The sequence below is a fragment of the Burkholderia anthina genome (assembly GCF_902498995.1).
GTDB classification, from domain to species: domain Bacteria; phylum Pseudomonadota; class Gammaproteobacteria; order Burkholderiales; family Burkholderiaceae; genus Burkholderia; species Burkholderia anthina.
In genome coordinates this window covers 1-12,566 of sequence record NZ_CABVLY010000014.1, presented here as the reverse complement: position 1 = coordinate 12,566, position 12,566 = coordinate 1, and the positions used below count along the sequence as shown (strand labels likewise).

The window sequence follows — 12,566 nt, the reverse complement described above, 5'->3', positions numbered from 1 at the left end:
GATGCGAGGCGAAATCGAACTGCGCCGCGACGACTTCCGCGACACGCCGCGCACGCTGTATCGCGCCGACGGCGTCGCCGTCACCGCGTTCGCGTATCCGTCCGGCGTCGAGGCGCTGAAGCTCGAGAACCGCCGCGGCCACGTCGTCGTGCTGCCGTATCTGGGCCAGATGATCTGGGCCGCCGCGTTCGACGGCCGCGACCTGACGATGAAGCACATGTTCCGGCAGCCGAAGCGCGCGGCGTCGATCATCGATACGTACGGCTGCTTCATGTTCCACAGCGGGCTGCTGCGCAACGGTTGCCCGGGCCCGGACGACACGCACGCGCTGCATGGCGAGATGCCGTGCGCGCCGATGGATCGCGCCAGCCTCGTCGTCGGCACGGATGCGCGCGGCGCGATCGTTGAAGTGACCGGCGAGTACGAGTACGTGCAAGGCTTCGGCAGCCACTATGTCGCGCGAGCGTCGGTGCGGCTCGCCGAGCACGACGCGCAGATGACGATCGGGATGGACGTGACGAATCTCGGCGGCACGCCGATGGACCTGATGTACATGGCGCACCTGAACTACGCGTACGTGCCGGGCGGCCGCTTCGTGCAGTCGCTGCCGCGCGGCGGCCTGCGGCTGCGCGACAGCGTGCCCGCGCACGTGAAGCCGACCGCCGCGTGGCGCGACTACACGGCCACGCTCGCACGCGAACCGGAACGGCTCGCGACGCTCGATGCCCCCGCGCTGTACGACCCGGAAATCGTGTTCTTCATGAACGGCGCGGCAACGGATGCGCACGGCGTCGCGCATTTCCTGCTCGCGCATCCGGACGGCGGCGCATTCCACACCGCGTATCGTCCCGAGCAGTTTCCGCACGCGACGCGCTGGATCCTGCACAACGCGGATCAACAGGTGGCCGCGTTCGCGCTGCCGTCGACGTGCGAGCCGGAAGGCTATGAAGCCGAGCGCCGCAAAGGCCACGTCGCGGCGCTGGCGGCGGGCGCGACGCGCCGCTTCGAGGTCGTCACGGGCTATCTGAGCGCGGCGGAAGCGCGCGCGGCGACGGAACGGCCCGATGCGTAACGCGATGCGCGGCCGCCCGCCGTCAGGTCACGAGCGCGATCCCGTGTTCGCGGATCGTCGTTTCGTACCGGCTGCTCAACTGCCCGTCGGAGATCACGTAGTTGAAGTCGGCGAGCTCCGCGAAGTACGCGGCGCGCACTTCGTCGAACTTCGTGTGATCGACGAGCAGGAAGCGGTTCTGCGCGCGCGCCATCACCTTCTTCTTCGCATCGACTTCGTGGAAGTTGAAGCACGTGACGCCGCAGCGCTCGCTCACGCCGGCCGCCGAGATGAACGCCTTCGACACGCGCACCGTATCGAGGATGCCCGTCTCGGCCACCGACTCGAACACCATGTTCTTGCGGTGATACGCGCCGCCGCACAGGATCACGCTGCAATGCGGTTTCTGCTGCAGCTTCGCGAACACGTTCAGCGAATTGCAGACGGCGGTGAATTCGAGGTCGTCCGGAATGAAGTCGACGACGAACGGCGTGGTCGAGCCGCAGTCGACGAAGATCGTGTCGCCCGTCTTCACGAACTGCGCGGCGAGCTTGCCGATGCGGCGCTTCTCCTCGGTCTGCCGGTTGTTCTCGTCGCTGATCAGGTATTCGCCGATGTCGCTGCGCTGCGCGGCGAAATGGCGCGTCACGTAGCCGCCGATCAGGCTCAGGCCGTGCGGGTTGTCCGCGAGATCGCGGCGGATCGTCATTTCCGACACGCCGAACAGGTCGGCCACTTCCTTCAGATGAATCGCGTTCTGCCCTTGCAGCACGTTCATCAGCGTCTTGATCCGTTCGCCCTTCTTCGTTTCCATGCCTGTATCCTGCCTGCCCGTCACACGCGTCGCCCGCCGTGCCGGGCGCGCGGGCCCGGCCGGAATGTCGTATTTGTAACAAACCGATGTGAAAACATCAACTTTCCGTGTGCCTTTCCGGCGCACGATCCGTGGAGTCCTGACACATGCCGCTTTCCAACGCCCAACTCGCCCAAACCATCGATCACACGTTGCTCGCGCCCGACGCGAGCGACGCGCAGATCCGCGAACTCTGCCGCCAGGCGGCCGAGCATCGCTTTTACTCGGTCTGCGTGAATTCGGCGAACGTGCCGCTCGCCGCGCGCGAGCTGGCCGACATCGGCGTGCTCGTTTGCGCGGTGGTCGGTTTTCCGCTCGGCGCGGGGCTGTCCGCCGCGAAGGCGTTCGAGGCGTCGGCCGCGATCGCGGCCGGCGCGCGCGAGATCGACATGGTGATCAACCTCGGCGCGCTGAAGAGCGGCCGCGCCGACGACGTGCAGGCCGATATCGATGCCGTGCACCGCGCCTGCGGCACGGTGCCGCTCAAGGTGATCCTCGAAACGGGGTTGCTGACCGACGACGAGAAGGTGCGCGTGTGCGAGATGTGCCGCGCGCTCGGCGTCGCGTTCGTGAAGACGTCGACCGGCTTCGGGCACGGCGGCGCGACGCTCGCCGACGTCGCGCTGATGCGCCGCACGGTCGGCCCGACGCTCGGCGTGAAGGCGTCGGGCGGCGTGCGCGATCGCGCGACCGCGCTCGCGATGCTCGAAGCCGGCGCGACGCGGCTCGGCACGAGCTCGGGCGTGGCGATCGTCACCGACAAGGACGGCAGCGACGCGGCGTACTGACCGCACAGCGGCCCGGCTTGCCTGCGCGTCGTCAGGTCGCGACGTGCAGGCAGCCGGCGCCGAACGGTTCGACCGGCACGCCGGTTGCGACGCCCGGCACCAGTCAGTACGGACGACCGGTCGCGGCAACGCTCATTGCGCAGGGTCTTTCAGCTCGATCAGCAGATCCTTCGCCGCCACCCGCTCGCCCGGCTTCACGTGCACGGCCGCGATCTCGCAATCGCGCTCCGCCGCGATGTGGGTTTCCATCTTCATCGCCTCGAGCGCGATCAGCGTCGTGCCGGCCGCCACGCGCTGCCCCGGCTGCACGGCCACCGTGACCACCGAGCCCGGCATCGGCGCCGCGACGTGCAGCGGATTGCCCGGATCGGCACGCTGCAGCCCATGCCGCTCCTTGCCCGCCTGCGCGATGGTCTTCTGCTCGACCAGCGCGGAACGCGACTGGCCGTTCAGCTCGAACAGCACCTTCACGATGCCGTCCTGCGCATCGGCGTGCTGGCCCTGCAGCGCCACCAGCAGCGTCTTGCCCGGCTCGATGTCGATCGCCACTTCCTCCTGCGGCTGCAGCCCGTACAGGAACGCCGGCGTCGGCACCACCGACGTGTCGCTGTACGCGCGAACGTGCGCGTAGTAGTCGATCGTCTGCTTCGGATACATCAGGTACGACGCCAGTTGCCGGTCGTCCAGCGGCTGCTCGCACGCGGCCTCGGCCTGCCGGCGCGCCGCGTCGAGATCGACCGGCGGAATCTGGTCGCCGGGGCGATACGGCGCCGGCGGCTCGCTCTTGAGCACCTTGCGCGACAGCTCCGCCGGGAAGCCATCGGGCGGGAAGCCCAGCTCGCCCTTGAACAGCGACACGACCGACTCGGGGAACGCGATGTCCTTGGCCGGGTTGCGCACGTCGTCCACGGCGAGATCGTTCGCGACCATCATCAGCGCCATGTCGCCGACCACCTTCGACGTCGGCGTGACCTTCACGATGTCGCCGAACAAGCGGTTGACGTCCGCATACGCGCGCGACACCTCGGTCCAGCGATGATCGATGCCGAGCGAGCGCGCCTGCTCGCGCAGGTTCGTGTACTGGCCGCCCGGCATCTCGTGACGGTAGACGTCGGCCGTGCCCGCGCGGATCTCCGATTCGAACGGCGCGTAGTAGCGGCGCACGCCTTCCCAGTACATCGACGCTTCGTGCAGGCGATCCTGATCCAGCCCCGGGTCGCGTTCGCTGCCGGCCAGCGCGGCCGCGATGCTCGACAGGTTCGGCTGCGACGTGAGGCCGCTCATCGCATCGAGCGCGCCGTCCACCGCGTCGCAGCCCGCACCGACCGCCGCGAGCACCGACGCCGCGGCGATCCCGCTCGTGTCGTGCGTATGGAAATGCACCGGCAGCCCGGTTTCTTCCTTGAGCGCCTTCACGAGCGTCGCGACCGCCTGCGGACGGCAGATGCCGGCCATGTCCTTGATGCCGAGCACGTGCACGCCGGCTTTCTGCAGTTCGCGCGCGATGCCGACGTAGTATTTGAGGTCGTACTTCGAACGCGACGTGTCGAACAGGTCGCCGGTGTAGCAGATCGCGCCTTCGCACAGCATCCCGCTCTCGCCCACCGCGTCGATCGCCACGCGCATGTTGCGCACCCAGTTCAGCGAGTCGAACACGCGGAACACGTCGACGCCGGCACTGGCGGCCTGCTGCACGAAGAAGCGCACGACGTTGTCCGCGTAGTTCGTGTAACCGACCGCGTTCGAGCCGCGCAGCAGCATCTGGAACAGGATGTTCGGCACGCGTTCGCGCAGCAGCGCGAGCCGCTCCCACGGGTCTTCCTTCAGGAAGCGCAGCGCGACGTCGAAGGTCGCACCGCCCCAGCATTCGAGCGAGAACAGTTGCGACAGCTCGCGCGCGTAGAACGGCGCGACCGGCAGCATGTCGGCCGTGCGCATGCGCGTCGCGAACAGCGACTGGTGCGCGTCGCGCATCGTCGTATCCGTCAGCAGCACCTGCTTCTGGTCGAGCATCCAGCTTGCGAACTTCTCCGGGCCGAGCGCGCGCAGGCGATCGCGCGTGCCGGCCGGAATCGCCACCGCCGTATCGACCTTCGGCAGCACCGGTTTTTGCAACGGCAGCGCCGGCAGCGTGCGGCCCTTCATCTCCGGGTTGCCGTTCACGCTCAGCTCGCCGAGATAGCGCAGCAGCTTCGTCGCGCGGTCGCCGCGCTTCGCGAATGCGAGCAGCTCCGGCGTCTTGTCGATGAAGCGTGTCGTCACGTCGCCGGCGATGAAGGCCGGGTGATTGATCACGTTCTCGAGGAACTGCAGGTTCGACGTGACGCCGCGAATCCGGAACTCGCGCAACGCGCGATCCATCCGGTGAATCGATTCGGCGGCTGTCGGCGCCCAGGTCGTCACCTTGACGAGCAGCGAGTCGTAGTACGGCGTGATCACCGCGCCGCCATACGCAGTGCCGGCATCGAGACGCACGCCGAAGCCCGCCGCGCTGCGATAGGCCGTGAGCCGCCCGTAGTCGGGCAGGAAGTCGTTCTCCGGATCTTCGGTCGTGATCCGGCATTGCAGCGCGTTGCCGTTCAGCGGAATCGCGTGCTGTTCCGGCACGCCGGCCGCGCGCGCGACGAGCGCGCCGGCGCCGTCCGTCGCGTCTTCGGCGAGGCCGATCCGGCCGCCTTCGGTGATGCGGATCTGCGCCTTCACGATGTCGATGCCGGTGATCATCTCCGTCACCGTGTGCTCGACCTGGATGCGCGGGTTCACCTCGATGAAGTAGAACTGGCCGGTGTCGGCGTCCATCAGGAATTCGACGGTGCCCGCATGCGTATAGCCGACCGCGCGCATCAGGCGCAGCGCGGATTCGCACAGCGCTTGCCGGCCGTCGTGATCGAGGTACGGCGCCGGCGCACGCTCGACGACCTTCTGGTTGCGCCGCTGCACCGTGCAGTCGCGCTCGTACAGATGCACGACCGTGCCGTGCAGGTCGCCGAGCACCTGCACCTCGACGTGACGCGCATTGCGCACGAGCTTCTCGACGTACACCTCGTCGTTGCCGAACGCGGCCAGCGCCTCGCGCCGCGCGACGGGCAGCAGCGTCTCCAGGTCGCGTTCGTTCTCGAGCACGCGCATCCCGCGTCCGCCGCCGCCCCAGCTCGCCTTCAGCATCAGCGGATAGCCGACTGCCGCGGCCAGCGCGCGGCACGCATCGAGATCGTCCGGCAGCGGCGCGGTTGCAGGCATCACGGGCACGCCGGCCGCGATCGCCGCATTGCGCGCGGCCACCTTGTTGCCGAGCGTGCGCATCACGTCGGGCGACGGGCCGATCCAGCGGATGCCGGCGTCGATCACGGCTTGCGCGAACTCGGGGTTCTCGGACAGGAAGCCGTAGCCGGGATGGATCGCGTCGACGTTGGCCTGGCGCGCGACGCGCAGGATGTCGTCGATGTCGAGATACGCGGCGAGCGGCTTCTTGCCCTCGCCGATCAGGTAGCTTTCGTCCGCCTTGAAGCGATGCAGCGCGAGGCGGTCTTCCTTCGAATACACCGCCACCGTACGCATGTTCAGTTCGGCGGCGGCACGCATCACGCGGATCGAGATTTCCGAGCGGTTCGCGATCAGGATGGACTGGATGGGGGTGGGCGTCACGGCAGCCATGGATAGTGAAGAGTTGAATTAAGCACGCCGACGCGCCGTCCGCCACCCGCCTGCTTCACTGGGCGGCGTGCGGATCGTCGCATCGGTCATTCGCGGTTGCATCGTCCCGGCTTTCGCCAGTCGACATGTTCGCCATATCGCCCGAGGGCCGCTATAACCGTCGCGACGATGAATGGTATCCAGCCGACCAAGCGGAAACGAGGAGCCGGCCGGGCGTTGGCGGACACACGGCGCGCCCGTGCCACGGCCGGGCGCGCGACAGGATCAGTCTCGGGGGTCGAAAAGCGGTGCGTGATCCATCCAGTCGTAGCCTGTCGCGCCTTTCGCCCAGGCCCAGTTCGCCTCGCGGCGTCGTTCGCCGAAGCCTCCGGATGTCATGGCAGATGGATTCGCGTCCGTCGCGTGTTCCCGCACAACGCGATGCGCGTCGTTCCCGGATACCGGGTGTCGTTTGCCGTAGCCTGTCATTGCATCACCTTACGATTGGAAAGCGGGCCGTCCGTCGAGCTGCCGGGTTCGTTTCGTTCCGTGCGGAACGACCGGCCGGACGAGCGGACATCGAGCATGTCGCTCCGGTGATGCAAAAAGCAGGCCACGTCGCCGACCGGACGGACGGCGTTGATGGACGGTGGCCGGACGCGCGATCCGATCCCGTGCCGGCTCAGGGATGAAATCGAGATTTCAATTCTGAAATCGGCGAATCCCGTCGCAACGTGTTGCGATGGCGGTGCGGATGCCGGAACGGCGCGATCGACACGACCGTGCCGGTTGGGTCCGGAATCGCCTCGGTCCCGGTCGGCGCGAAACCCGAACGCGCCTGCATCCTGTCGACGCATGCGGCGCGGGATGAACCGGCCCGCGCAGAGGATCGCGAACCATCGCGCCATGTCGGCCAAATGCGGCGGACCGGCTGAGCGGAGCCGCCGCCGTGCGCAGCCGGTCCTGCCCGGCCGGATCTGCCGTCAGGACACCTGCGCGACCCGCCCCGGCGCCCTCCTTTTCATTCCAGCCCGCCCCCTCAAACCCCATGCGCATTCAACCGCGCCGCATACCAGCGCGAGAACTGATCGACATAGGCTTCCGTGAACGGCGAGAACACGCCCGGCGCATACGCCGGATCCTGCGTGCCCGCATGCGTGATCTCGACGAGGTGCTTGTCCTGCGTATTCGTCGCGACCCACACTTCGGTCAGATCCGACAGCGTGTAATCGACACCTTCGACCGCGTCCGCATGCACGAGCCATTTCGTGCGGACGAGCGTTCTGTCCGGCGCGAGCGGGATGATGTACGAAATCACCGCGTGATCGCTCATCACGTGGGTCCACGAGTTGTGCGTCCACAAGTGCGCATCGCCGAGATCGCGCCGCTGCAGGTTGCCGAACAGCTTCGTGCTCGCCACCTTGGTGCTCATCGTCTGCGATTCGCCCTCGCCGGCGATCACGAGCTGCTGCGTGCGGAACTGCGTGACGGCGTCCTCGTCGAGCCATTCGACGGTCGCGCCGATGAAGCCTTCGTTCTCCCAGTTCGTCTGGCAGACGGCATTGCGCGCCTTGTATTCTTCGAACGCCTGAAGCTGCGCTTCCGTCAGGTTTTCCGGGCAGAAGCCGAAATCCTCGGGCAGGAACGACGCGGTCAGCTCGGGGTGCGTGCCCGCGCAGTGATAGCACTCGCGGTTGTTCTCGATCACCAGCTTCCAGTTGCCGTTCTCGATGATCTCCTGCTCGAACGCGATCTTCGTATTTTGCAGGTCGTACGGTGCGAAGCGCGGCACCATCGTTTCCTCGAGCTTCGCGATGTCGGCCGGCGGATCGTCGGCGAGGCACACGAAGATGTGCGTGCCGACGATGCGCGTGTGCACCGGAATCAGGCTGCGGCATTTCGCATCGAAGTCCTTGCCCATGTGCGTCGCGTGGCGCAGCGAGCCGTCGAGATCGTAGGTCCATTGATGATAAGGACACACAAGCATGCCGACCGTCGACTTCCCCGCTTCCTTCAGCCGCGCGCCGCGGTGGCGGCACACGTTCCGGTAGGCGCGGACGTTTTCGTCGTCGTCGCGCACGATGAGGATCGACGACTTGCCGATATCGACGGTCGACACGTCGCCCGGCTCCGGCACGTCGGCGGTCACGCCGACCAGAATCCAGTGCTTCGAGAAAAAGACGTCGACATCCGTTTCGAACACGTCCTGACGGCCGAACAGCTCGCCGGGCATCCCGTGCCCCGGCTGGCGGCTGCGAATCAGATCCCCATGCGTCTTGACATGCACTCCAGACATCGTCTTTCTCCAATCCTGTGTTGATGGAATCGCGCGGCTTCGGAAATTCCCGCTGTGATTTCAGTATTGGATTGACGAAAAAGAGCGTCAACGCGCTTTATTTTCGTTCTGGCATTACCTGGGATCATGCGAAACGGGCGGCGCGCAACCGCGTCAGCCCTGGGCGTCCGCGCGCAGCCACGCGACGAGCCCGTCGATCGCCGGCGTGATCGTCTTGCCGTGCGGCACCACGATGTAATAGGCGTCCGTCATCGGCAAGGATGCGATCGGCAGCCGCACGAGTTCGCCCGCGTCGAGCAGGTCCTGGACGAGCCGCCCCCAGCCCAGCGCGACGCCGTGATCATATCGGGCGGCGTCGATCGCGTCGGTGTACAGGCTGCACCGCAGCGCGAAATTCAATCGGTCGGGCCGGAAGCCCGCGGCATGGAACCACGCCTCCCAGCCCATCCAGCCCTCCGACGTCGAATCGGATTCCACGAGCGTGACGGCGGCGAGCTCCGCCAGCGATTCAGGCGTGCCGTGCCGCTGCAGCCACGCCGGCGAGCAGACGGGAAAGACGGCTTCGTCGAACAGCCGGATCGCCGTGCCGTCGGCCCAGCGGCCGTTCCCGTAGCGCACCGCGACATCGATTTCGTTGTGGCGAAGATCGGCGGTAAACATCAGCGTCGCGAGGCGCAGCTGCAACTCGGGCTGCGCGGCCTTCAGCGCGGCGAGCCGCGGCAGCAGCCGGAAATGCGAGAACGCGGCGGTCGCCGCGACGACGAGTTCCTGCCGGATCGGGCCGCTCGTCAGGCGGTCGAACACGCCGGCGATCTTCTGCATCGACTCGGCCACCACGCGGTACAACGCGGCGCCTTCGTCCGTCAGCGCGATCGAGCGATGCAACCGCAGGAACAGCCGCTGGCCGAGCATCTCCTCGAGGAACTTGACCTGCCGGCTCACCGCGGCCTGCGTGACGCCGAGCTCGTGCGCGGCGAGCGTGAAGCTGCCGAGGCGGGCGACCGCCTCGAATTCGACGAGCGCCGTCACGGACGGGATGAGCCGCCGATAGCCTTTGGGGGTTGCCGACGCAGGTTTCATCTGACGGACCAGTCGTTCGAGGTTAGGCGGATTCTATCAAGCGGCCAATCCGTCATCGACCGCCGGCCATGCGTCGTGGAGCGGCCGTCGCGCCGGCCGCTCCGGAGACCGGCGCTCGACGGCACTCAGAACTTGTGCCGCAGCGCGACGCGCGCAACGATCTGATTGCTGCCGGACGATACGCCGTCCGCGCCCGGCACGTAGGCGACATCCAGCACGGTCCCGGTGCGATCGCCGCCGACGTGCTGATAGGCGCCCTGCACGTACACGTCGGTCCGCTTCGACAGGAAGTAGTCGGCCATCAGCCCCGCGCTCTGGTAGTTCGGGTGCTGCTTGCCGCCCGTCGCGTTGAAGTCGGCACGCGTATAGGCGTACATCGCGCCGACGAAGAACGCGGGCGTGAACTGGTACTTGCCGTTGATTTCGACGTTCTGGAACCGCAGGCTCGACAACGTCCCCGCCGACGGCGTGATCGCGCCGACGTACCCCGAGCTGAGCGGATTCGCGACGTACGTGTTCGTGTACGAGATGCCGACGTTGGCCTTGCCGAACGTATAGCTCGCGCCCGCGCCGAAGATTCGCAGCCGGTCGGCGAGGAAGTTCTCGTCGCCCGCGTTGGTGATCGCGCCGGCGGCCGTCGACGACGGGTGGTCGGCCTGCAGGTACGCGGCGGCGAGCAGCAGGTCGCCGATGACGTACTGGACGCCCGCGCTGAACTGGCGGTTGTTCGCGAAGCCGGTCCCGTTGCTGAAGCTGTACGTGCCGCCGAACTGCAGGCCCGCGATCGTCGGGCTCGTGTACTTGACCGTGTTGTTCACGCGGAACGAGTTGTCCGTGTTGTCGTTGTCGTACGGATGCGAGAACAGGTAGCCGCCCCAGCTGCCGTTCGCGGTCGTCTGCGCGAGATAGTCGACGACCGAGTCGTACTGACGGCCCAGCGTCACGGTGCCGAACCGGTCCGACGCAATGCCGACGTACGCCTGGCGGCCGAACATCAGCCCGCCCTGGCCGAGGCGGCCGCTGTTGACGTCGAAGCCGTTCTCCAGCTGGAACACGGCCTTCGTGCCGGCGCCGAGATCCTCGGCGCCCTTCAGGCCCCAGCGGCTCCCCTGGACGAAGCCGCTCTGGAGTTCATAGACTTTCTTGCCCGATACGTTGTTCGTATAGTTGAACCCTTCGTCGATCAAGCCGTAGAGCGTCACGGTACTTTGTGCGATCGCCGGCGCGGCGACGGCGGACAGGATCGTGCAAGCGAGAATCTTCTGTTTCATTCAGGTCTCCGAACCTAATGTTGCGATGATTGTTATCCAACCTGGCAAACCACTGCTGAAGCAGTTCGGAGCGTATCAATCCAAATTGCGCCCGCCAGAAACATTTCCTGCGGCTTATACGATACTTTTGGTTATGCAGGCGTCGGCGAGCCGGGCGGGCGACGGCCGGCGCCGGTGTCGCGCGCTATTGACCGGCCTCGACGCCGGCATCGAGCCAGCCGCGCATCATCACGCCGACCTCGTCGCTCAGCCACTGCCGGAACAGCCGGTACTCCGGGCGCGGCTGCGCATTGCGGTGCGTGATCAGGTAATGATGGCGATCGTGAAACACCAGCACGTCCTGTACCGGCCGCACGAGCATGCCTTTCTCGATCTGCCGGTGCACGAGATGATGCCAGCCGAGCAGCGTCCCCTCGCCGCCCTCGGCCTGCGCGACCAGCAGCCGGTAGTCGTTGCTTTCCAGATACTTGTTCTCGGTCATCGTATCGGTGCCGTCGCTTTGTTGGAACCAGTTGCGCCACACGCGCCAGTCGACGTGCTCGCACACCTGCGCGCGGCCGAGCATCGACAGGTTCAGGGTCGGACTGGACAGCAGGTCCAGCGGCTTCAGCGACCGGCCATGAAAATACCGCTCGTGAAACGACGGGCTGCACACCGGATAGACGATGTCGTGAAACAGCGGCTCGGCTTCGAACTCGGGCTCGCGCGGCGGGTTCTTCGTGATGATCACGTCGGGCTCGATGAGCCCGTCCAGCTCCATGAAATGCTCGGTCACGATCACGTGCAGCCGGATGTCCGGAAACTGCTCGCGAAACGCGGGCAGCCGCGACGACAGCCACAGCGCCGAGAACGTATGCGACACGCAAACCATCAGCGCATGCTTGTCGGTCCGGCGCACCGCTTCCGCCGCCTCGGCGATGTTCATGATCGACAGGTACGACGCGTTGTAGAGAATGCGTCCCGCGTCCGTCAGCGCGATATGCCGGCCGGTACGCTCGAACAGCGCGACGTCCAGCGAATCCTCGAGTTCCTTGATCTGCCGGCTGATCGCCGCCTGCGTCACGCACAGCACCTCGGCCGCCTGAGTGAAGCTCTCGTAGCGCGCCGCCGTCACGAAACACCGCAGCGCCCGCAACGACGGCATCTGCGCGAGGAGTCGGTCTGCAAACAGTTGCTTCTTCAACATGGCTTTCACTCTCAAAACAGAAATCGGACGCTTCGTCGACGAACCCGTCGACGACCGTCCCGCCGGGTGGCCGCGGGCGGTTTCATCGCAAACCGTTCAATTATCTGAATATTGCGGCTTGCGCGTCAGCCGGGCGGCTGGCGAAGGCGGCTCAGCCGCCGTAACGGCGTCACGACGACGCCATTCTCGATCGATTGTGCACCGCGTCGCTATTATCGGAATCGATGACGGGGACTGCAAGGCGAACCGCGCGTGAGGACGCTCGCGGCCGCGCGGCGCGGCGCGTTTGCGCAACGCACCACGACACGCCGGGCGGTGCGGTCACGGCGCTACGGCGTCGCTGCGCGCGCGGCCGGGCGGATCGTCGCGGGTCGCGCGCGGCGTGCGCCCGCCGCTCGACAGGCGGTC

At 66.8% G+C, this 12,566-nt stretch carries 9 protein-coding genes; 2 read left to right on the top strand and 7 right to left on the bottom strand.

Annotated elements, in window-relative coordinates:
- Position 1: 1 nt before the first annotated feature.
- The gene (locus BME24068_RS18455) at positions 2 to 1,072 is read left to right on the top strand and encodes an aldose 1-epimerase family protein (protein WP_174926940.1); all 1,071 of its coding nucleotides are present in this window, start codon (positions 2 to 4) and stop codon (positions 1,070 to 1,072) included.
- A gap of 22 nt (positions 1,073 to 1,094) precedes the next feature.
- On the opposite strand, the gene deoR is transcribed toward BME24068_RS18455, so the two are convergent.
- Positions 1,095 to 1,865 (bottom strand): DNA-binding transcriptional repressor DeoR, encoded by a 771-nt coding sequence (gene deoR, locus BME24068_RS18450; RefSeq protein WP_096508562.1) that lies wholly within the window; start codon positions 1,863 to 1,865, stop codon positions 1,095 to 1,097.
- Positions 1,866 to 2,011: 146 nt separating this feature from the next.
- On the opposite strand from deoR, the gene deoC reads away from it, so the two are divergent.
- Positions 2,012 to 2,692, top strand: a complete 681-nt coding sequence (deoC, locus tag BME24068_RS18445) for a deoxyribose-phosphate aldolase (protein WP_174926939.1) — start codon at positions 2,012 to 2,014, stop codon at positions 2,690 to 2,692.
- A 132-nt stretch (positions 2,693 to 2,824) separates the two neighbouring features.
- On the opposite strand, the gene BME24068_RS18440 is transcribed toward deoC, so the two are convergent.
- From BME24068_RS18440 to BME24068_RS18415, 6 genes are all read right to left on the bottom strand, one after another.
- Entirely contained in the window at positions 2,825 to 6,346 is a 3,522-nt protein-coding gene (locus tag BME24068_RS18440; protein WP_174926938.1) for a pyruvate carboxylase, read from the bottom strand.
- A 464-nt stretch (positions 6,347 to 6,810) separates the two neighbouring features.
- Positions 6,811 to 7,233, bottom strand: coding sequence for a hypothetical protein (locus BME24068_RS18435; protein ID WP_174926937.1), 423 nt, complete (start codon positions 7,231 to 7,233; stop codon positions 6,811 to 6,813).
- Between the two features lie 131 nt (positions 7,234 to 7,364).
- Complete coding sequence (locus tag BME24068_RS18430) at positions 7,365 to 8,621, bottom strand: aromatic ring-hydroxylating oxygenase subunit alpha (protein ID WP_174926936.1); 1,257 nt, start codon at positions 8,619 to 8,621, stop codon at positions 7,365 to 7,367.
- Between the two features lie 153 nt (positions 8,622 to 8,774).
- The gene (locus BME24068_RS18425; RefSeq protein WP_174926935.1) at positions 8,775 to 9,701 is read right to left on the bottom strand and encodes a LysR substrate-binding domain-containing protein; all 927 of its coding nucleotides are present in this window, start codon (positions 9,699 to 9,701) and stop codon (positions 8,775 to 8,777) included.
- A gap of 125 nt (positions 9,702 to 9,826) precedes the next feature.
- Entirely contained in the window at positions 9,827 to 10,972 is a 1,146-nt protein-coding gene (locus BME24068_RS18420; RefSeq protein WP_096508567.1) for a porin, read from the bottom strand.
- Between the two features lie 184 nt (positions 10,973 to 11,156).
- Positions 11,157 to 12,158 (bottom strand): LysR substrate-binding domain-containing protein, encoded by a 1,002-nt coding sequence (locus BME24068_RS18415; protein ID WP_096508568.1) that lies wholly within the window; start codon positions 12,156 to 12,158, stop codon positions 11,157 to 11,159.
- Positions 12,159 to 12,566: the final 408 nt, after the last annotated feature.